Origin of the sequence: Sporosarcina sp. FSL K6-3457, from assembly GCF_038007285.1 — a bacterium.
Taxonomy (GTDB): Bacteria; Bacillota; Bacilli; order Bacillales_A; family Planococcaceae; genus Sporosarcina.
Genome location: NZ_JBBOWX010000001.1, coordinates 1,454,235 through 1,475,604 on the forward strand (window position 1 = coordinate 1,454,235; position 21,370 = coordinate 1,475,604).

22 protein-coding genes, 1 pseudogene and 2 riboswitches are annotated in these 21,370 nt (G+C 39.4%); of the genes and pseudogenes, 21 read left to right on the forward strand and 2 right to left on the reverse strand.

The genetic code is table 11. The annotated features are described in order from the left end of the window. Nucleotides 1–64: 64 nt before the first annotated feature. Nucleotides 65–213: riboswitch (FMN riboswitch) on the forward strand. A gap of 191 nt (nucleotides 214–404) precedes the next feature. The 18 genes and pseudogenes from N1I80_RS07140 (at nucleotide 405) to N1I80_RS07225 (ending at nucleotide 13,833) form a co-directional block, all read left to right on the forward strand. After that, nucleotides 405–839: a bifunctional diaminohydroxyphosphoribosylaminopyrimidine deaminase/5-amino-6-(5-phosphoribosylamino)uracil reductase RibD gene (locus N1I80_RS07140; RefSeq protein ID WP_340737201.1), complete on the forward strand. Its 435-nt coding sequence runs from the start codon at nucleotides 405–407 to the stop codon at nucleotides 837–839. Nucleotides 840–1,269: 430 nt separating this feature from the next. Beyond that, on the forward strand, nucleotides 1,270–1,920 hold the full coding sequence (ribE, locus tag N1I80_RS07145; protein WP_340737202.1) for a riboflavin synthase: 651 nt from the start codon (nucleotides 1,270–1,272) through the stop codon (nucleotides 1,918–1,920). 13 nt (nucleotides 1,921–1,933) lie between these two features. After that, the gene (gene ribB, locus N1I80_RS07150; RefSeq protein ID WP_340737203.1) at nucleotides 1,934–2,572 is read left to right on the forward strand and encodes a 3,4-dihydroxy-2-butanone-4-phosphate synthase; all 639 of its coding nucleotides are present in this window, start codon (nucleotides 1,934–1,936) and stop codon (nucleotides 2,570–2,572) included. A gap of 12 nt (nucleotides 2,573–2,584) precedes the next feature. Continuing rightward, complete coding sequence (gene ribH, locus N1I80_RS07155) at nucleotides 2,585–3,049, forward strand: 6,7-dimethyl-8-ribityllumazine synthase (protein WP_340737204.1); 465 nt, start codon at nucleotides 2,585–2,587, stop codon at nucleotides 3,047–3,049. Nucleotides 3,050–3,280: 231 nt separating this feature from the next. After that, on the forward strand, nucleotides 3,281–3,619 hold the full coding sequence (locus N1I80_RS07160; RefSeq protein WP_340737205.1) for an ASCH domain-containing protein: 339 nt from the start codon (nucleotides 3,281–3,283) through the stop codon (nucleotides 3,617–3,619). A gap of 7 nt (nucleotides 3,620–3,626) precedes the next feature. Beyond that, a complete protein-coding gene (locus N1I80_RS07165) occupies nucleotides 3,627–4,070 on the forward strand; it encodes a DUF2269 family protein (RefSeq protein WP_340737206.1) in 444 nt (147 codons plus the stop codon). A gap of 118 nt (nucleotides 4,071–4,188) precedes the next feature. Continuing rightward, entirely contained in the window at nucleotides 4,189–4,701 is a 513-nt protein-coding gene (locus tag N1I80_RS07170) for an RNA polymerase sigma factor (RefSeq protein WP_340737207.1), read from the forward strand. After that, the gene (lepB, locus tag N1I80_RS07175; RefSeq protein ID WP_340737208.1) at nucleotides 4,694–5,473 is read left to right on the forward strand and encodes a signal peptidase I; all 780 of its coding nucleotides are present in this window, start codon (nucleotides 4,694–4,696) and stop codon (nucleotides 5,471–5,473) included. Before N1I80_RS07170 ends, lepB begins: the two co-directional genes overlap by 8 nt. Nucleotides 5,474–5,682: 209 nt before the next feature. After that, nucleotides 5,683–6,446 (forward strand): annotated as a pseudogene (locus N1I80_RS07180) (DUF2087 domain-containing protein). 12 nt (nucleotides 6,447–6,458) lie between these two features. Then, nucleotides 6,459–6,815: a DUF6176 family protein gene (locus N1I80_RS07185; RefSeq protein WP_340737209.1), complete on the forward strand. Its 357-nt coding sequence runs from the start codon at nucleotides 6,459–6,461 to the stop codon at nucleotides 6,813–6,815. A 115-nt stretch (nucleotides 6,816–6,930) separates the two neighbouring features. Next, the gene (locus tag N1I80_RS07190; protein WP_340737210.1) at nucleotides 6,931–7,281 is read left to right on the forward strand and encodes a hypothetical protein; all 351 of its coding nucleotides are present in this window, start codon (nucleotides 6,931–6,933) and stop codon (nucleotides 7,279–7,281) included. A 276-nt stretch (nucleotides 7,282–7,557) separates the two neighbouring features. After that, a complete protein-coding gene (locus N1I80_RS07195) occupies nucleotides 7,558–8,769 on the forward strand; it encodes a hypothetical protein (protein ID WP_340737211.1) in 1,212 nt (403 codons plus the stop codon). Nucleotides 8,770–8,796: 27 nt separating this feature from the next. Beyond that, complete coding sequence (locus N1I80_RS07200) at nucleotides 8,797–9,942, forward strand: hypothetical protein (protein WP_340737212.1); 1,146 nt, start codon at nucleotides 8,797–8,799, stop codon at nucleotides 9,940–9,942. A 16-nt stretch (nucleotides 9,943–9,958) separates the two neighbouring features. Further along, nucleotides 9,959–10,858: an ABC transporter ATP-binding protein gene (locus N1I80_RS07205; protein ID WP_340737213.1), complete on the forward strand. Its 900-nt coding sequence runs from the start codon at nucleotides 9,959–9,961 to the stop codon at nucleotides 10,856–10,858. Next, complete coding sequence (locus tag N1I80_RS07210) at nucleotides 10,830–11,564, forward strand: hypothetical protein (protein ID WP_340737214.1); 735 nt, start codon at nucleotides 10,830–10,832, stop codon at nucleotides 11,562–11,564. The genes N1I80_RS07205 and N1I80_RS07210 overlap by 29 nt, the downstream gene beginning before the upstream one ends. Nucleotides 11,565–11,740: 176 nt before the next feature. Continuing rightward, nucleotides 11,741–12,601: a GNAT family N-acetyltransferase gene (locus N1I80_RS07215; RefSeq protein ID WP_340737215.1), complete on the forward strand. Its 861-nt coding sequence runs from the start codon at nucleotides 11,741–11,743 to the stop codon at nucleotides 12,599–12,601. 110 nt (nucleotides 12,602–12,711) lie between these two features. Beyond that, entirely contained in the window at nucleotides 12,712–12,969 is a 258-nt protein-coding gene (locus tag N1I80_RS07220; RefSeq protein WP_340737216.1) for a hypothetical protein, read from the forward strand. 330 nt (nucleotides 12,970–13,299) lie between these two features. After that, complete coding sequence (locus N1I80_RS07225) at nucleotides 13,300–13,833, forward strand: hypothetical protein (protein ID WP_340737217.1); 534 nt, start codon at nucleotides 13,300–13,302, stop codon at nucleotides 13,831–13,833. A gap of 1,411 nt (nucleotides 13,834–15,244) precedes the next feature. On the opposite strand, the gene N1I80_RS07230 is transcribed toward N1I80_RS07225, so the two are convergent. Continuing rightward, entirely contained in the window at nucleotides 15,245–16,408 is a 1,164-nt protein-coding gene (locus tag N1I80_RS07230; RefSeq protein ID WP_340737218.1) for a pyridoxal phosphate-dependent aminotransferase, read from the reverse strand. Nucleotides 16,409–16,789: 381 nt separating this feature from the next. Next, a riboswitch (SAM riboswitch) is annotated at nucleotides 16,790–16,899 on the forward strand. 94 nt (nucleotides 16,900–16,993) lie between these two features. On the opposite strand from N1I80_RS07230, the gene N1I80_RS07235 reads away from it, so the two are divergent. Genes N1I80_RS07235 through N1I80_RS07245 form a run of 3 tightly spaced genes read left to right on the forward strand, consistent with a single transcriptional unit; the run spans nucleotide 16,994 to nucleotide 19,496 of the window. Beyond that, on the forward strand, nucleotides 16,994–18,007 hold the full coding sequence (locus N1I80_RS07235; protein WP_340737219.1) for a methionine ABC transporter ATP-binding protein: 1,014 nt from the start codon (nucleotides 16,994–16,996) through the stop codon (nucleotides 18,005–18,007). Continuing rightward, complete coding sequence (locus N1I80_RS07240; protein WP_340737220.1) at nucleotides 17,997–18,668, forward strand: methionine ABC transporter permease; 672 nt, start codon at nucleotides 17,997–17,999, stop codon at nucleotides 18,666–18,668. The genes N1I80_RS07235 and N1I80_RS07240 overlap by 11 nt, the downstream gene beginning before the upstream one ends. Before the next feature lie 18 nt (nucleotides 18,669–18,686). After that, complete coding sequence (locus N1I80_RS07245; protein ID WP_340737221.1) at nucleotides 18,687–19,496, forward strand: MetQ/NlpA family ABC transporter substrate-binding protein; 810 nt, start codon at nucleotides 18,687–18,689, stop codon at nucleotides 19,494–19,496. Between the two features lie 48 nt (nucleotides 19,497–19,544). Here the strand turns inward: N1I80_RS07245 and pepF are convergent, their stop codons facing one another. Further along, complete coding sequence (gene pepF / locus N1I80_RS07250) at nucleotides 19,545–21,359, reverse strand: oligoendopeptidase F (protein ID WP_340737222.1); 1,815 nt, start codon at nucleotides 21,357–21,359, stop codon at nucleotides 19,545–19,547. Nucleotides 21,360–21,370: the final 11 nt, after the last annotated feature.

Here is a 21,370-nt window from a genome sequence, read left to right on the forward strand (position 1 = left end):
CGGAACTAGGGCTTTTTTGCTTAAATTGAAGTAGTGTGTTAACTTAACATCAATACGTTTTAGAAAAACTCTTCGGGGCAAGGTGAAATTCCTTACCGGCGGTGATCGAGCAATTGCTCGTTAGTCCGTGACCCGTCCTTCCCTCACTGGAAGGCGGTGGAGCTGGTGAAATTCCGGCACCGACAGTTAAAGTCTGGATGGGAGAAGTTGTTTGACTATGCGTATGATGCTTATTAACTTGTTTCAGTGGGATCAAGTCCCAACTGAATCAAGTTAAAGCCTTCGGCGGATGTCACAGATTTTGAAAGGAGTTAATCGAGCAAGCTCGATTCAAAATCTGGACGCAATTACGCCGAGGCGCAATTGATCTCTGCCCTTTCATAACAGTGAAAGGGGGAATGCTGATGAACCATAGACATTATATGGGGATTAATCTTGGACTGGCGCGCAGTGCACCAGGACAAACTTCTCTGAATCCTTCCATCAATGGAACAGGAATCAGGTTTCTTAAAGCTGCTGGAATTGAAGTTTTCACCGGCATTTTACAGGAAGAGGCAGAGCAATTAAACCGAGCATTTTTTCATTTTATTAACTACGGGAAGCCGTATGTCACCTTGAAAGCCGCCGCAACTCTCGACGGTTGTCTTTCAACGCAGACTGGGGACAGCAAATGGATTACTTCGGATGCAGCAAGAACCGATGTCCATCACCTCCGCCATACCCATGATGCTATTTTGGTCGGCGTACAAATCGTACTTCATGATAACCCTTTCCTCACCACCCGTTTGCCCCATGGTGGAAAGAATCCAATTCGAATTATTTTTAGACCGGCATCCTAAGACGCCAACAACAGCAAATATCGTTACTGACGGTGCTGTAGAAACAATTATTTTTGCACTCGATTTAACTTGATTCAGCAGAAGTCCCACACTTTTATAAGTGGTGGGATGAATGCCAGAAAAGCATTTCAATCAGAGGGAGTTCAAACTCCCTGCTGATTAAGGAGGAATGAAGTTCAATTCCTCCCTGTTAAGCCTCCGGCGGATGTTAGGGATTTTGAGGGGAGTTAATTGTGCTGTGCACAATTCAAAATCCCAACGCAATTACGCCGAGGCGCAATTGATCAGAATCAGAAACTGATTAGCAATGATGCTTCTTTATTCATGGACAATACACGGAACCGGATGACGAATCACTCCGTTTTTTAGATGTGCCACAAATCGGGGATGATATTCGATTGCCAGGTTCGTGAAGGGGGATTGACAGTAATTGTTTACTGGAATTATTGAAGAAATCGGAACAGTTTCAGCGGTAAGGCCAGCGACGAATTCATTGCAACTATCGATCCGTTGTAGCAAAGTGCTAAGCGATGTTAAAAAAGGGGGTAGTATTGCGGTGAATGGTGTTTGTTTGACGGTGTCACACTACTCAAGCAACCAATTTACAGCGGATGTTATGCCGGAAACTGTTAAGGCGACAACACTTCAAGCATTGCGTGCGGGAAGTCCCGTCAACCTAGAGAGAGCGATGGCGGCGGATGGTCGTTTCGGTGGTCATCTCGTCAGTGGACATGTTGATGGCACGGGCGAAATTATGTCGATGAGACAGAAAGAAAATGCGGTGTATGTGGAAATCAATGTGGATGCTAATCTGTTAAAGTATTTTATCCCAAAGGGTTCTGTAACAGTGGATGGCACTTCACTGACTGTCTTTGGTGTGACCGATAAAGGATTTATCATCTCACTCATCCCAGTCACACAAGATGACTCAATCATAAGCAGAAAAAGGACTGGGGATCGAGTGAACGTTGAATGTGACATGCTTGCAAAATATATTGAACGGCTAATGACTACAAACAAAGAGAATTCGGCTGGTGGATTAACGATGGATACACTCATCACCAGTGGATTCCTCAGTTAAGGGAGGACAACAGATGTACACCACCGTAGAAAAAGCAGTCGAAGAACTGAAAAGAGGGAAAGCAATCATTGTTGTTGACGATGAGGACCGAGAAAATGAAGGGGACTTTGTTGCACTCGGAGAATTTGCTACACCTGAAATGATTAACTTTATGGCAACGGAAGGCCGCGGACTTATTTGTGTACCGATAGATGAGGAAAAATCTCGACAGCTCGAGCTTGGGCTCATGACAGAAAATAATAGTGATGTGCATGGAACAGCATTTACAATCAGCATTGATCACTCGGAATGTCACACCGGAATCTCGGCGTTTGAACGTTCAGAGACTGTATTAAAAATGCTTGGGAGTGATGCTGGCCCAACAGATTTTAGAAGACCGGGACATATTTTTCCGTTGATTGCAAAAGAGGGAGGAGTCATGGAACGTGCAGGCCATACAGAGGCTGCTGTTGACTTGGCTAGGCTGGCTGGAGCAGAACCTGTTGGTGTTATTTGTGAAATTATGAATGTCGATGGAACGATGGCAAGAGGTTCACAGTTGAAAGAGATTGCGGAACGATTGAATCTTGTTATTTTGACGATACAGGAACTGATTGTTTATTGCAGAGAAAATGAAAAACATATCAAGCATGTCGCTGATATTGAATTTTAAGGGGGATTTATGATGGGAACAATTTACGAAGGACATTTAGTTGGAACAGGATTGAAAATCGGCATCGTCGTTGCGAGGTTTAATGAATTTATTACCGGGAAATTATTAGATGGCGCGCAGGATGCATTGCGCCGTCATGGTGTTGCTGAAAGTGATACGGCGATTGCGTGGGTGCCAGGTGCTTATGAAATTCCTCTTGTTGCTAAAAAGATGGCTGCTTCGGGGAAATACGATGCTGTCATTACACTTGGAACTGTGATTCGTGGCGCAACACCACATTTCGATTATGTGTGTAGTGAAGTAGCAAAAGGAGTTGCAAGTATCAATATGCAAGAAGGTATTCCTGTTATTTTTGGTGTGTTAACGACAGATACTATTGAGCAGGCTATTGAACGTGCTGGAACGAAAGCTGGCAATAAAGGCTGGGATGCAGGTACGGTTGCTATTGAAATGGCGAATTTAATGAAGCAAATATAAAAAAATGGTACGGCTCAGTCGAAAGTTAAAGGACTGAGCCTTCCTTTTGATCTTAACGAAAATTAGAAGCTGATGAGGGTGAACTTTGTATGGAATAAATGTGAACGATACGTGTCTGAAAACATTTTTTTCACTATGTCGATATGATTTCAACCTCTGAATTGTCGCATAAACGAATGAAAATCGTTATGATAAAGATAGATGCTATTACATAAGAAGGAGCGATTTAAGATGACTACTTTTCCTGAAAAAACATGCTCGATTGAACGACTAGTAACGATTCCAGAAGATGTTCAAAAAGTATTGAACGGTCAAAAAACGGCTACGCGCCGCAATGGTGTTTACGCGTATCCTGGAGAAATTATGGTGCTGGATGGTAAAGAGTTTAAAGTAGATGCACTTTATACACAAACACTTGGTGAATTAACGGATGAACATGCACAGCAAGAGGGCTATGCCGACGTAGAAGCGTACAAGCAATCGATGATGTCTATGCATGCACATGCGAAAATGCCTTGGCTTCCAACGATGAGTGTTTGGGTACATGAATACAGTCCGGTAGAGAAGTAATCGTCCGATGAAACCGGAAATCTACGGAATATTTGTTTTTTTACATGTGCTGAGTGCAGTCATATCCATCGGTCCGTTAACTCTTTTGATGCCAGTCATTAAGCGATTACACGGTGTTGAGGCTAGCATAGAACAAGCATATTTATCCGTTATTAAGGTTGTCATTCGAATCGTTATGCATGCAGGACATGTCCTTGTAGTTAGTGGCGTCTTGCTGCTAATTCTTGGACCTTACCCATGGACGACATCATGGGTAATCCTAACGCTTGTCATTTTACTTTTATCAGGTGTTTTCTTATCGAAAGGTTTTACCGTTGTATTACGTCGGTTTCATAATCCTGATGCCGACAAAAATGATATTCTCAAACGGTTGATGATAACGTCATGGATCTATCTCGGCTTAATGCTTATCATGCTATGGCTGATGGTGCAAAAACCGATGTTTTGGTGAATGAATACATGCGATACATAGATAGAGATGTGCATCTTGCTGGTGCATGTCTTTTTTATATTGATTTTTCGATTCTTTTATTGAAGTTGTTCGTCTAGTAAGGGAAGGGGGTGAGGTGGTGGAGCAAAGTAACGAGTCCATTTATCTTGAGCATAGTGATCGTATTTATCGGTATATATTTTTACAAGTTCGTCAGAAAGAGCTGGCGGAAGATTTGACGCAAGAGACATTTTATCGGGCATTTAACAATCGGCAATCATTTAAGCAACAAGCGAGTCTGTCGACATGGCTTCTGAAAATAGCGAGAAATGCGACATACGATTATTTTAGACGAAAGAGGATCATTCAGTTTTTAAGTTTTGGGAAAGAGGAGATTGTGGATACGCGCAGTTCTTCTCCAGAGGATGAATTAATAAGAAACGATGAGACAGAACGATTATATCGTGCGTTGGCGAACTTAAAGAAAGATTATCGTGATGTCCTTCTTTTACGCAAAATCAACGAAAGCTCGATTAAAGAAACAGCGTATATATTGGGCTGGACGGAAACAAAAGTGAAATCGACAATGGCACGGGCATTTGCTGCACTGAAAAAAGAAATGCTGGAACGGGAGGGAAGGACCGATGAGTGACTTCGATGAATATGATGTGGAGTTTGACAGGCTGAAGGACGTTAAGAGAAGCGATGCGGCACGAATAGCTAGTTTGAGGAAAATCAAGGCTCGTGACAAGAGTAAGAAGTTGAGTGTGATTCCACTGATTATATCTAGCATCATTGTTGCAGTAGTAGCTTTATTTATAGTGTTGACGTTGAATGAACATACCCTAGATGTTACAAAGGAAAAATCGATTATTGATAATCAAACAGTCGCAGAGATTCCCATTGTTGAAGTGACGCCAAGTCTTTTCACGGTTGAATATGGTGTAGATAATATGGATCGAGGCAATCATGATTATGAAACCATCGGCACTGATAAACGAATTGTAATAGACCCTGAAGCGTTAGACTTTAAGCGAGGGGATGTCGTCTACTTTAAAGCACCAGTGTATTCGAATGGCAGTCTGGCAGAATATCAAATATCACGAGTTGTCGGGTTACCGGGGGAGAAAATAGAAATCAAAAAAGGGCAAGTCTTTATTAATGATCAAAAACTCGAAGCTTTTTACTCAAATCCAACTGTGCGAGGAATGCTGATGCAAGAGTATTTGGAAGTAGTTAATCCTCAAAACTCAATGATGACTGAAGAAGATTTTCAAGAAGATATGGAGTCTATTTCGGTATCTGAAGGCTCGGTATTTGTTTTAGGGGATCAATGGTGGAGAAGTATAGATAGCCGTCACTTTGGGCCAATATCTTTGAGTGACGTTGAGGGGAAAGTGCTAGGGTATGAAGGACTTAAATAATAGCTGATATGCCGGACATGGATAGATGTCCGGCATTTATTATAAAATTATTTCTTTTTTGGAGGATGAAAGAGTGCTCCCAAGTATGGAAACTCAATGTTTATAATCCAAGAAGTCCAGAATGTTTAGATAGGTCCGTTTGATTCTAATCAAACGATATGGTAATGTGTTTGATATATTGTGAAACGAAAGTGAGTTGTGTTTGTTTGATGGGCGATGAAGACATGTTTTGGGATGCCTCTATTGAGGAGATGATGCAAGGGTACGTGTACAATCACAAGAGCGAAGAGTATATTTGTTTGATTTGTCGGGAGCGGTTTGAGGAAGGAGTTATTTATCCAAATGCCGGTCTTTTATTGGAGGCTAAAAAGGCTATTAAGCACCACATATCTGACATACATACGTCTATGTTCGATTATTTATTGAATATGGATAAAAAATATACGGGGATTACGGAGCATCAAAAGGATTTAATGGTTCATTTTAAAAACGGGTTAACGGATAAAGAGATTGTTGAAGCGTCAAATGGGGGAAGCACATCTACGATTCGCAATCATCGTTTTAGATTGAATGAGAAAGAGAAGCAAGCGAAGGTGTTTTTAACAATGATGGCACTCATGAAGAGTAACAAAGTTGAAAGTCAGCATGAATTGGTTACGTTTCATAAGGGGCGACAATGGTGGATGAACGATACGCGATAACGACAGAAGAGAAGGAAAAGGTCTTGGCGACGTATTTCAAAGAGGGTGTTGATGGCTCGTTGGACTTGCTGCCAAGTAAGGAAAAGCGCAAGATTATTGTGCTCCAGCAAATAGTGAAGCGTTTTGTTCCGAATACAATCTACTCTGAAAAAGAAATTAATGAAGTACTCAAATCTATTCATAGTGATTTTGCAACAATACGGCGCTATTTGATCGAATATGGATTTATGGACCGCAGTACGGATTGTGCGGAGTATTGGGTGAAAAACTAAGGGGGACTTCAGATGAAGGTTGAACTAACACGATATAGGGTTCAGCACGGGAAATCAGAACGGGTAGATGAGTGGCTAGATTTTTTGAATCACCACATTGATGAAGTGTTAGTCACCTTGGAAGGCGAAAAGATGTATGTCGAAACGATATTTAGGGAACGTCTTGGGGGTGAAGAATTTCTCTATTGGTATTCTGTGCAAGGTGATGGAGGTCAAGAGGTGGAGGATTCTGAGCACTGGATTGATAAAAAGCATCTGGCGTACTGGCGGGAATGTATTGATTCTTCATTCAAACCAATTGATCTGTTGACGGAGGTTGTCATGATTCCAAGTCATATAAAAAAATGCTTCCTTTCTTCCGAAATTTAAAATTAGGTGATGAAGATTCTGTTTTTATTGGGGAGCTAACTAAATGAGAATATTAGCCAAGACTTTCTTTCCTTTTGTAAAACCGTTATACTAAATAGAATGGGAGGGATTCGAAATGGAGAAACAGATACTTGAAATACTGACCAGTCTAAGCCGACAAATGGATACCATGAACGAACGAATGGACACTATGAGTGAACAAATGGATAAGATGGATGATAAGTTAGAAGCAATGGATATGAAAATTGATACAAAAATAGATGAAGTTCATGCAAGGCTTGATCAAGATTTTTTAGAAATTGGTGGGCTGTTTGAAGTAGCAGAAAAGCGTTTTGACGTGGTGAACCAACGACTCCTTTCAATTGAAGAATTAGCCAAAAGAACAGCCATGAGAGATGTGAAATACTTAATACATAAAGTTAGCCAAATAGAACAAGACGTATTCCTATTGAATGCCAATGACTGATTAAGAAGCCTTCATATAGGTTTCTTTTTTTTAGATAAGTATAAGTTTTGAAGCTACCATATCCCACTGGGGTATGGTATTTTTTATCGAAGTTGTTCGGTCTAGTAAAAGGAAGTGGTAAAGTAATTGTATTGATCGACTCTACACTTCCTATTTTTATAAGTAATACTAGTTTTTATTGAGTTATTTTATATTTTAGTATACTGTAAATACAGAGAGTTTAAATAATAATTAAAATACGCTTTCTTTAGTGAAGGAAAAGTAGGGGAAGTTGGGATGAATCGAACTTTTATGAAACATGAACTTGCGATAACGAGCAAAAGTAGAAAAAATATTCCTTTTATCGTCTTTTTAGGCGTATTCCTTTTCAGTTATTGTTTGGTCATTTTACCGAATCAAGAGACGAATGAGACATTTAGACCTATTGAAGTGAAAGAATTTTTGGATAACGTGCATGTGGAACAGAGCTATCGGGAGCAGAAAGGGTATACGGGAATAAATGTGATGAGTGGTGTTCCAGTTTATGCGACAAATGCACATTACGATACATTGTACTATGCTATGCTGACGGCTTATGAGGATCATGATTTTAATCGCTATCTCCGACTAAGGACTTTTTATCTCGAAGGGCATATGCATGCATTTATCGGAGATCCGACATTATTTACGGAGTCTCCTATGCCTAGAAAAGATGCAACTCATCTTTATTATCAGACGATGTTGCGTTTTGATGATTATTTGAAGAATGATTATAAGGTTTCCTATGGAATGATTCATGAAAAGACGGGATTGCAAGTATTGCAAAATATATTGCTTAATTATGGGATGTATCTGTTCCTTTTTTGTGTCATTTATTTGAGTAGTGATATTTTAGTGCGAGATCGGCAATATCGTACTGTGCTGCAAGGATTTCCACTATCTTGGTATCGACTGTTGAATTTGAAAACGCTTTCTGTTTTCTTGTACAGTCTCCTTGTCATAATGGGATTGATTATTGCGGGGGTATTTGTTGTTTCCCTTCAGTACGGATTTGGGTCTTTCGAAATGAAGGTGCCGGTTATGATTGCCCAACAGTTTTTTACCTTGAAAGATTATGATGTCATTACAACAGCCCAATTTCTATTGAAATCATTAAGTGTTATTCCTGTATTAGCTTATTTGTTCATCCGCTTAAATTTAGTGCTCAGCTTATTGCTGAAAAATGAATGGCTTGTTCTGACGGTGAGCAGTCTTATTCTCTTTTCAGAGCGATTTTATTTTACACGGACATCACGAGAGTTGTTCGGTATCGATATTAGTTATTTTCCGCAAACTTATTTCGATTTTGGGAAAATCATAACGGGGGAGAAGAATTTTTTATTGAATACTGAAACAATCACCTATGTGAAAGGGATCATCGTATTGCTGATTACGATTTTGCTTATTGAAGGTATGCTGATAATTGTTTCACGCATAGTTAATAAGCGAAGTTTCTATCAAACTCGTTGAATCTATTTCAATAGAAAGGATACGATTATGTTTTGGAAATATGTATTATTCGAATTGAAATTATTATTGAGTAATCGAAAAAATTGGCTATTATGCATTGTTATTTTACTGTTTTTCCCTTTATATTTCTCGGTCTATAGTCAAACTGAACTCGAAACGCTAAGGGATAAGAAGATAAAGGAGTCAGAGGCGTTCGAAACAATTTTCTATCAATTCTCTGAAGCATTACGGGAGACGCCCGAGGGCAAGGAAATCTACAATAATTTTACGGAACAAGTGTCATTGATTAATATGCAGCGCTTTTACTTAAGGAGAGGTGAGGATGTTCATTACATCGACAATGGGCTGAGGGTGAATGAACTGCGCTTGCAAATGCATGAAAGAGGCAATAAAGGAATTCCTTCATACTTAGTTGTGCCAAAGGAAGAGATTTTTAAGGAAGATGCCCTATTGCGCTATAACAAAGAGCATCACTTACCGCTCCAGCCGGATCCATTTGTCGCAAGCAACTATCTTCCTGCTGCGCTGAATACAATTAGTGGTCTGATTTTCTGTATTATTGTTCTTGTAGCGGGCAGTGGTATGTTAGCGCATGAACAACAGAATCAATCGGTTGTGACTGGGTTTCCGATATCATTTATGAAAAAAGTCAATGGCAAGGTCAGTATTCATTTTGTCCAAATCTTTTTATTTTTTATTTTAGGAATCCTGTTAGGCGGTATTTACGTTGCACAAAAAACAGATGTTGGGAATTTTGATTCACCTATGTTACTCTTCCAGAATGAGGAGTTTGTAGCCGTTTCAACAGGAACGTATCTCGCTTATATGTTGATAGCGTTGGCGCTGATTACATTGTTACTTTTGTATGGAACAGTTCTATTGAATCTATTGACCAAAAATATGTATGCGACGATATTAATTTTGCTTATCGTATTTTTCTTGCCGGATTTACTAGTAACAGTGGGAATTAAAATGACCTGGTTGCATTCGATTAAATACATTGATATTGGCGCTATACTCTCTGGCCAATTGGCAGCAGAGTTCGGGAACAGCAAATTGGATTATAAGCATGGATTTGTCTGGTTAATTGCGTTAAACCTAATTGTATTGGTAGTCCTTTATGGAAAAAATAAACTGTCGTATATTCGAAAAGCACCCGTTAAATTGATGTAGAAAGTTGAGGAAAGTGATGCTTAAATTATCGAATGTTTCTGTTGCATACAAAGATAAAGTGGTATTGAATAATTTTGATTTGACTGCAAATCAAGGTGAGATTATCGGTGTTGCAGCCCCAAATGGTACTGGGAAAACAACTTTATTTAATGTGATGGCGAATTTTATCAAACCGAATTCAGGCAGTGTGATGTTCAATGGGAAATATGCTTACCGAAATGAGCAAGAAGAACTGTTGATTCGTAAGCGATTGACTACATTCCCAGAACAAAGTGATTTGTTTGAAGAGTTGTCCGGAGTGGACCACTTGAATTTATATGCCAACATGTGGAAGGGAACCTCAAAGCATGTTCCAGAAATCATTGAGAAATTGCGTATGGGGAACTACGTCAAGAAAAAGGTGCGCACCTATTCGTTAGGCATGCGTCAGCGTTTATGCTTCGCTATGATGGCGGCTGCAGATACGCCGATTATGCTGATGGATGAAGTGATGAATGGGCTAGATACATCGAATGTTGCTTTGATTTCTGAATGCTTAATAGAAATGAAACAGAATCAGAAACTAATTTTTGTGGCTTCTCATCTTTTAGAAAACTTGGATCTTTATGCAGACCGGGTAATTTTTTTGAAACATGGAAAAATTGTTCATGAGCAGTTATTTACACAAGAAAATGAGGCTTATCTTAAAGTCGAGATGAATCACCAGCAGTTTGAAAAGCTGAAAGAGGAGTTTGCTTTACCTACTGATCATATTTTTATTGCGGGTTATCTATTGTGCATACCTCTAAAAGGAATGACTATGGCAGAACAAACAAAGTGGATTGAGCGGATGCTCGACTTCAACGAGAAAGTATTGGCAGTCGGGCCTTTAGGGACGGTGGAGTATTATGAAAAATACTATTCTGATATGGAATAAACAAATTATGAATCGGAAAGTTCTGTTTTTGTTTGTCATTGCTTTATTCGTCATAGCGGGTTGCGAGCATGGTGCTTTCCAAGATTCGCCTTCAGAAAAAGTGCTTCGCTATGGGGAGAATTTTGAAATTATCGGAAGTGAAAAGGATCATAGGATTGGGCAAGTAAATCCAGCGCTTTTTACAACGAGTGATCGAAGCAATGCACTGGCGAAGGAAGTCCAATTGCCGGTCGTACCCCAAGAAGGTAAAGAACTCAAACTTCCGTCGGGTAGGTATAGTATTACGGGAAGCCCGACTGGTAATGTTTTTATCCTGGATGGGAATGGAGAGTTATTGTTGCGTGAAATCGTCGGTAGCTATGCAGGGGTGAATACCTTGACAGTCGATATTGATGAAGCGTATACCATTCGGGTAGATGGAGGATATGACTCTGTGTCTATCTTACCTGTAGCTACACAGCTATCGACAGAATTGACGGCTGGCATTTGGGAAGTAGGATTGGATATCGAAGCAGGCAGCTACAAAGTCACAACGCCCTATGGATTAGGTTATCTACAGATTTTGGACAAGAATAATGATTCGAAGGTGTATGAACTGATTGGTGGAACGTATAGTTCAACCACAAGTAGCCTCTATTTAGACGAAGGTCAAAAATTAAGAATCACAGAATTATCATCGATTCAATTTCAACCGACTGAAGATTAACTGTATATCTTATTCTTCTCTAATCGATGAAGGTGGGAAAATAATGGACAAGTTTGGTGTTGAATGGCAATTAAGTCTAGACAGTGGTGAAACATTCGGTTAATTTAAAGGATATGGTACCTTTTTTTGGAAAGGTGTCATATCCTTTTTTAAATAGTGTTTAGGGGGAAATGGCAATGGAATTTAAACAGTATACAAATGTACATGACTTTGCATTGCAAGCGGAGCCGATCTTAGCTGAAAGAGAAGACGTCTACAGCCTCTTTTTTGGAGTCTTACAAGCAATTAAAGCAGGCCGCTATGACAATCCGTTCATGGCGACGATTGAAGAGGATGGCGAAGTGCTGGCGTTAATGCAAATGACACCACCACATCCGTTAAATCTCATTATTGTGGACGAAAAACGAACTGAAGAAATTTTGGGTTTATTAATTAAGAAATTAATGCAATTCAAAATTGAAGTCAGTTCTGTTATCAGCTTGAAGTCGTGGGCATACCATTTTGCCGAGAAATGGCAAGTGCAAACGGGAATGGCCCATCAGTTATTGATGGATCAAGGATTGTATAGGTTAGACGAAGTAAATGAAGCATTACAACAAAGTCCTGGAAGCTGGCGTTTGGCGGATGCAGGAGATTGTTCGCTGATTGAAGGATGGTTTACGGTATTTGAGGAGGATACAGGGCTTCCAATTACACCGCTAGAAGATGTGCAAAAGCGCGTGGCCTTATTTGTCAATGAGCGAGAAGTATTTTTGTGGGAGCATGAAGGGAAAGTTGTGTCGATGATGAAAAAATCGCGTCCTACCGAGCACGGTGTCACGGTATCCTTGGTTTTCACACCGCATGAGGAGCGTAAAAAAGGCTATGCTCGGACGATGGTGGCGGCTTGTTCAACAGAACTGCTCAAAAGCTATGATTTCTGCGTGCTGTATACGGATTTAATGAATCCAACATCGAATAAAATCTATCAGGAGATTGGCTATAAGCGCATTGCTGATTCTGTGCAGCTAGGATTTGTCGTGTCTGTATCGTATTGATCTATCTGATTCATCATCTATTATGGTAGGTCCGCAACCACAATCAATAACATATAATATTTTGTAAGCTGAAATAATCATTCGGGAAAATGGTTAGAGGGGCGATGATAGTGCGACGAAATTATCCGGTCATTAACAATAAAATAATGTCTACTGGTAACTCCTTAAATAGGGGTGCTAAAATTTCGCTTTTAGGGTCAGCCATTTCGGTATTAGGTGATGCCTTGCAAACAATCGGTGGAGCAATTTCGATAGAAGAAGGCTTGATTTCTGATGCGCAGCAGCAACAAGAAATTGACAAACTTCAAAAGCAAATTGATGAATTGAAAAAAGAGCAATCAAATAATAATTCGATGGTTTCTAGTTGATAACCTTGTCAATTTTTCTTTTGTGTGCTAATTTTTAAAAAGTAGGTTTTGTGCGATAAAAGTCGCAATGTGGGTGTCATCCATTGGTATGTTCAAATATTTTTGTAGTTTATTAGCATTCACCCTTTTCGTCAAGCAAAAGACCCACTACAACAAATCGGGTAAGTATAGCAAGAAGATTCACTATACACAACTAGTATAGACGTGATTGTTCTTATTAAAAGTATATAAATTATGAAAACTGCCCAAATCGTAAAATAAAAGGTTTTCCCATATTTATATTGAATAACTGTAATAATAAAAGAATTATAAATGAGGGAGGGTATGCAATTGAAAAAAAACAAAATACTATTTTGGATAATCATCATCAGCATATCAGTTTATCTTATTATACATTTTAATAAATATAAAATTGATAATTCAACAGGAAATGTGAAACTATTTCTAACAGAATTTACAAATGAATCGGCTGGGGAGTCTATCGATAAAGTTTTTTATTTGTCTAGAATAGCAGATTCCAATACTTGGCTGGCTCAAATACAATTTGAAAGTGGAGATTATGGATTTGTACATTTTAAACAGGGCTGGAATCAAAAACTACAATTCATAAGTCTTAACAAAGAACCAGATGTTACCTATAGAGAGTATAAAACGAATAAAGGAAAATATGGAGTGGTGTTAGGACAAAATTTAAACGGAGAAATTGCTAAAATTAAAATCACTACAGTAAGTAATCAAGAATATTTTATAGATGTATCGAATGAAACGGTGTTTATGAAATTTAAAAAGCTCACTAATAATAAACAAGATATGTTTCCAACTAAATTCACGTTTTATGATAATGATAATAATCTGTTAGACTAGCCTAAGCTGTCTTGATGATTTACAGAGCAAAAGGGAGTTCGAGATGAAAATCGAATAGCCCTTTTATTTATTTCAAAAAATCAACAATAAAGTAAAATCTACTTTTTGCAGATATTTATAAATTTGAGTGTTCTTCTGGACAATTAAGGGTAATACAAACACAATTTTTTTATGGAATGAAATCAATGAATAATCTTTGATATAACTAGGTGCACCATCCTTCTATTACTGTAGTTATTGTGGATTAGGTTTCAATACAGATTAAGGTTATCTTAAGACCCTTTTAAAAATTCAATCTATCGTTGTAAAGTGAACGGTCCAATCTGATTCGTTTATATCTATGCATAATTCATTAAAAAGCCCATCTAGTGTTTCATTATTACTGTGATCTTACCATATGAATATGGTGTAGCAGGAATGCAAAATCGTTGTGTTCTAATCATTCTGTAATGTGTCGGGATATGCCTTGACTATTCAATTACCCCAAAACATTTATTCAGGGACAGGTTGTTATAATACTCATGTTACTGAATTGTTAAGTTTTGCTGCATTCGAAGTCGAGGCATATTCCTCTAGTATAAAACGAATTGATGCTTATGGTCATTATGCTCACCAAAAAAATGCTCTAAACGTTACTCCTTCAGTAAATTTTTCGGGAGCTAATATTTCAGTATCACCGGTTTCAGTTTTCAGTAGTCCCCTAACCACTCATGCGAAATATACTTATTAATATGTGAATGAATGTAAATCAGAATTATAAAAACTAAGTGTTTCTTCCGATTTGCATGGCAAACAGCCGTATATCACGATTTTTTAATCAGATATACGGCCTGTTTTATTTAATTAATGTATGCTACTTGGATTGCCGTTGACTAGGGGAGTATTAAACCGGAAATTCAAGGTTTTGAGATTCGGGAGGGCCACAAGAAATTCAGATAAATATAGAAGTTTACATCGTGATATTTGGCTTTTATGCGATGCTCAAACAAATAATATTTATTTTTGCAACAGCTTTACTGGCAAAAAATCCGGTTTTATCCTGAAATATTAGGACAGATGTCGATTTTTGCTGGAATAATATCGATATCAATATGCCCATCATGCAAGAATGCTTTTAATCTATTTGCCCTGTTAAGCATATGTTCGGATAATCATTTATAAAGTATAATGAAACGATCTTAATTAAAACACAGACTATACCCTCTCCCTCTAGCAGGTTTAAAAGTGGACTCACTGCATAGATCAAAATCGGAAGAGTATTGATCCAGTGTAGTAAGACGTCAATACCCTTTTGCTTATCCTACAAGCGATATGGGTATTTTTAACACTTTTATAATCCTGGTTTATGGATGCCCGGCACTCTTATGCCGGCTCGGATATACATCGTTTGATTAGCGGTTTACATTCATTATTATGAAAATAAACCTAACTTTTCAATACGTGCAATGGCTTCTCTCAAGCGATCTTCCGTTTCCAATAACCCCACACGTACATAGCCCTCACCGTAGGGACCAAAGGCGTGACCTGGTGCGACGGCGACATCGGCTTTATTCAACAGAATATCTGTGAACGTTGCGCTTGTATAGCCTGTCGGAACGGGTAGCCATGCGAAGAATGAGGCTGTTGGTGCGACGACGTTCCAGCCAATTCGATTACACTCTGCAATTAATACATTACGGCGGCTTTCATACAAAGCTACAAGCTCATCTACGCAGTCTTGACTGCCGGTTAATGCAACGGCGGCAGCACGTTGAATGGCTGGGAAGATGTCGATGAATAAATGATCTTGTAAGGTACCGATGGCTTGAATAATGTCAGCATTTCCGACAGCAAAACCAACGCGCCAGCCGGCCATATTATACGTCTTTGACAAGGTGTACATTTCAATTCCGACCTCTTTAGCACCTTCTGCCTGCAAAAAGCTAACAGGTTTTTGACCGTCAAAACCGATACCACCATAAGCAAAGTCATGCATAATTGCGATGTCATTCGCTTTAGCCAAAGCGACTGTCTCTTCAAAAAATGGAATCGTGGCAGTAGCACTTGTTGGGTTGTTTGGATAGTTTAAATACATTAACTTGGCCTTTTTTTGTTCGTCGGATAACTTGCTATAATCCGGTAAAAAGTTGTTTTCTGCTAGTAAAGGAATCGTATCATAGTTGATATTAGCTAAACTGACACTGGATAAATAATCGGGATAACCTGGATCTGGTAGTAATAGTAGTTCCCCTTCATTCATAAGGGCAAGTGGTAATTCAACTAGTCCAGGCTTGGTGCCAAATAGTACAGCTACTTCGGTTTTGGGGTCGATATCGACATTGTATTCGCGTTTGTAAAAGTCAGCAGCAGCCTGTTTGAATTCTGCAATCCCTCTAAAGGGTGAGTAGCCATGTGTTGCTGGATCTTCAACAGCTTCTTGCAATGCTTTGACAATATGAGGCGGTGTAGGTTGGTCTGGATTACCTCGGCCTAAGTTAATGACATCGCGCCCTTCAGCAAGTGCTTGTTCAACATTGCGCACGAGTGAAGAAAAGAAGTGTGGTGGTAAATTTTTCAATCGATTTGAAAGTGTCATGGAATTACCTCTTTCGTTTTAGGTAGTCAATTATGTATATGCTAGTATACAGGAGTTATTGCTTTACTAGCAATATTGTACTAATTGTGCAATATTATTTGTAGGTTGACAAGTTAGTCTGTTCAGACTAATATGTATCATATACTTTAACTTGATTCAGTAGCGGTCTACCGCTTCTATAAGCGACAGCATGAATGATGGAGAAGTATTTCAATCAGAGGGAGTTCAAATTCCCTGCTTATTAGGGAGGAATGAAGTTCAATTCCTCTATGTTAAGCCTCCGGCGGATGTCAGGGATTTTTTTGGGAGTTAATTGTGCTAACACAATTCAAAATCCCGACGCAATTATGGCTGTTGCGTAATTGATTCAACTAAATAGTAAACTTATCAAGAGCGACCGAGGGATAGGCCCGATGACGTCCAGCAACCCCTTGCATGAAGCAAGGAAGGTGCCAACTCCTACAGAGTGATGTTATTCTGAAAGATAAGCTGAAACGATATTTTCGGTGCTTCTTTCATTTATTATGAAAGGGGTGTTTTTTATTTTATTCAGTGCATGTGATTTAGTAGAAAGAGGAGAAGCCGATGATTCAAATTCAAAACGTTTCGAAGGTTTATCAAACAAAAGAGAGACTCGTCAAAGGTGTCGACAATGTTTCACTGGAAATTAATAAAGGTGAGATTTTCGGAATTGTTGGCTATTCGGGTGCGGGAAAAAGTTCGTTAATTCGTTGTTTGAACTTATTGGAAAAGCCGACGGAAGGTACGATTTTAATAGATGGCGTCAATTTGATGAAGTTAAGAGGTAAAAGCTTGCGTCAAGCAAGATTGAAAATTGGGATGATTTTTCAACACTTTTACTTAATTAGTCAAAAGACGGTATATGAAAATATTGCATTTGCATTACGTGCGGCTAAAACACCAGAGGCTAAAATTAGTGATCGCGTAACAGAGCTGCTTAACATGGTTGGTCTATCGGAGAAGCGCGATGTCTATCCGGCACAGTTAAGTGGTGGGCAAAAGCAACGGGTTGGCATTGCGCGTGCGCTGGCGAATAATCCATCGGTATTATTATGTGATGAAGCGACATCTGCCTTGGACCCAAATACGACATTATCAATTTTGAGGTTATTGAAGAAAATCAATGCTGAACTCCAAATTACGATTGTGTTAATCACACATGAGATGCATGTAGTGAAAGAGATTTGCGATCGAATGGCGATTATGCAGGATGGGAAAGTGATTGAGGAAGGACAGGTGTATGATATTTTTTCAGACCCTCAAGAGGAGCTGACGAAGGAGTTTATCAGTAGTGTGGTGTCCTTTGACGTTCCAGCAGCTATTTTAGACAGTTGTACAGGGCGTATTATTAAATTGATGTTCAAGGGTAATGTTGCCGGGGAAGGCGTTATATCTGAAATGATTCAGCAGTTTCGCGTGCAGGGGAATTTCTTGCATGGCTCGATTGAGTATATTCAAGAAATGCCACTGGGGATATTTGTGCTGGAGTTAGTAGGAGATACAGCTGAAGTTGAACAAGCGATTGCCTATTTGTCATCTCGTCATGTACATGTGGAGGTGATTCAGGATGGGAAGTGATACGCAGCGTATTATCGAGTTGTTACCCGATATGACCAAGGCATTTGGTGAAACATTGTTCATGGTAGGTATCTCGCTTATTGTTGCGCTGATTATAGGGTTACCACTAGGTATTTTATTATTTACGACGGATAAAGGATTATTTTTAGAGAATATCGCAGTGAAATCTGCTCTTGGTTTTCTGACCAATATGGTTCGTTCCATTCCTTATATTATTTTACTAGTGTTACTCATTCCTTTGACGACATTCCTTGTTGGGACTCCAATTGGTCCAACAGCGGCAAGTGTGTCCTTATCGGCAGCGGCGATTCCGTTCTTCGCGCGTATAGTGGAAACCTCACTTCGGGAAATTGATAAGGGAGTCATTGAAGCAGCGATTTCAATTGGCGCAAGTCCATGGATGATTATACGGAATGTTTTATTGCCGGAAGCAAAATCGAGTATTATTCAAGGCTTGACGTTGACGGTCATCAGTTTGATTGCTTATTCGGCAATGGCTGGGGTCGTCGGAGGGGGCGGAATGGGAGATTTAGCTATCCGTTTTGGCTACTATCGCTACGATACACCGGTCATGGTTGTGACAGTTATTATTTTAATTGTGCTTGTACAAATCATTCAGCTTGCAGGCGATTGGATTTCAAAATCAGTTGATAAACGATAAAAGAGGAGAGAATGTATGATGAAAAAGTTATTATTTAGTTGTATACTTATTGCCCTTGTAGCTGCATTAGCTGCTTGTGGAGGAAAAAATTCCACAGATGAAAAATCTTTAGTACTTGGAGCAACAGCGGGTCCGTATAGTGATATGTTGAAAAAAGCAATTATCCCGGGGCTAGAAGAAAAGGGCTATACAGTTGAGTTGAAAGAGTTTAGTGATTATATTCAACCGAATCAAGCGCTTGAAAATGGCGCTATAGATGCGAACCTATTCCAAAATACCGTGTATTTAGAAAATGTTGTGGCAGAAAATGACTTCGATTTGTCTAAGCTAATTAATGTACCAACGGCTCCGATGGGAATTTATTCGAATAAATTCAAATCGATTGAAGAGATTGCAGATGGTTCTAAGATTACATTACCGAATGACCCTGTCAATGCAGCTCGTGCGTTAATTGTTTTACAGGATGAAGGGCTGATTGAATTTGACCCGAATATTGAGTTATTAAAAGCATCGGAAAAAGATGTGACAGTGAATCATAAGAATTTGAAGTTTTTACCTATCGAGTCTGGTCAGCTTCCTCGTTCTGTTGAAAGTACAGATTTAGCAGCAGTACCTGGAAACTTTGCCCTGTCGGCAGGTATGGATTTGCTAGATGCATTAGCACTTGAAAACATGCCCGACCAATATCGTAATGTAGTAGCAGTGAAAACGGAAAATCTGGACAAGCAATTTGCGAAGGATATTGTTGAAATCGTTGAATCCGCACAATTTGAAAAAGTAATCGATGAGGAATTCCAAGGTTTTGGTAAGCCCGAGTGGATGAAATAATAGTGTAATGACAAAGACCATCCAAGCAATTTGGATGGTCTTTTCATATTAGTGATTCGCTTCGATTTCTTCCGTTAATTCAACAAGCTGGTCAATCAACTCGCCAATATAAGCAATGGTGTCACGCAGCGGTTGGTCTGTTGTAATATCAACACCAGCCATTTTGGCAAGATCGGCAGGTGATTTTGTGCCACCAGCTTTCAAGACCTCCAACCATTCATCGACAGCTGGTTGACCTTCTGCTAATACACGCTTAGACACTTGTGTTGAAATTGTTAGTCCTGCACTGTATGTGTATGGATATAAGCCCATATAATAGTGTGGCTGACGCATCCATGTCAATTCAGCACCATCTGTAATCTCAACGTCGTCTCCCCAGAATTCTTCTAGAACGCCGCGTTTCAAGCTATTCAACACGCCTGCATTAACACTGCCACCTGCATCGATACGCTCATAGACTTTGCGCTGATAAGCGGCTTCTAGCAAGTGCGTCACAAAGTTATGGTAGTACGTACGTGCCACGATAGAAGAAATAACCCAACGCTTAAATTTCGGATCATCCGAGTTGTTTAACAGATGATTGGCAACTAGCATTTCGTTCATCGTGGAAGGTGCTTCGATGAAGTATAAAGACGGACGTGCATTAAAAACATTTTGCTCGCGGTTGGCATTATAGAAATGCCCAGCATGTCCAAGCTCATGAGCAAGTACAAAGACGTCTTCCATGCTACCTGTCCAAGAAATGAGGATATACGGGTGATTGCCATAAGGGCTTGAACAGAAAGCACCTGTTGATTTTCCTTTATTTTGCGCGAAATCAATCCAGCGTTCGTCGTAAGAACGTTGCACCATGTTCAAGTAATCATCACCCATAATCGCCAGTGCATCGTCGATATACTTTTTCGATTCCTCTACCGTGATTGTCGGCTCATACGTTGGATCAAGTGGAATTTTTAAATCAGCGAACGTCATTTTATCTAAGCCGTGTACTTTTTGAAGTAGTTTTGCATACTTGCGCATATGCGGTGCAAGCTCTGTCGTGATCAAGTCGATTTGGCGGTCATACATAGATTTATCGACTTCTTGATTGAACAATAAATAATCGAAAATCGTTTCGTAGCCACGTACATCAGATGTTGTTTTTTCTATTTGTAGGTGCATGTCATATGTTTTTGCCGTTGTATGCTGATAATCCTTCAATTTAGCAGAGAAGGCTTCAAATGCTGCACGACGCTTGGTAGTATTTGCTTCAGATTCCCAATCACCTTCAAATGATACATAGCTTAGCGGATAGTGTTGCCCATCTGCTTCAAAATCATCGAATGACATGTCAACCATTTTTGTAGTATTGTACAAGCCGTAAGGTCCACTGAATGTTGAAGAAAATGCAGCGAGTGTTTTCTCGACTTCAGGGTGCAATTGATGGTCTTTTTTACGGATTAGTTTTTCCAAGTAGTTTTCAAAGTCGGCAGATTGTTGCATTGCTTCTTTCAATGTAGCAACGGGTAATTCGGAAAGCTCGCTATTGACGAATGACAGCTTGCTATTGAGTTTAGCGGCAATTGAACCATATTTACTTGAACGCATTTGAGCCGTATCATCTGTTTGGTCTGTGCTAGATGCTAGGCTTGTATACGTACCGATAGGAACAATTTTCTCATAAATAGCGGCATAGCCTTGTAATGCTTCATTAACTGTTGTGGCATTGGAAATATTGCCAGCGTATTTCTCAGCAAACACATCAACGGCTCTTTCAAGCGCAGCGATTGCTGCATTGTAGTCTTCCTCTGTTTTGAATAAATCCTGTAAATTCCATGTTTCTTCTACCTTTACTTCTGAACGTAGTGGCAAACTTTTAACCAACTCACATCTCT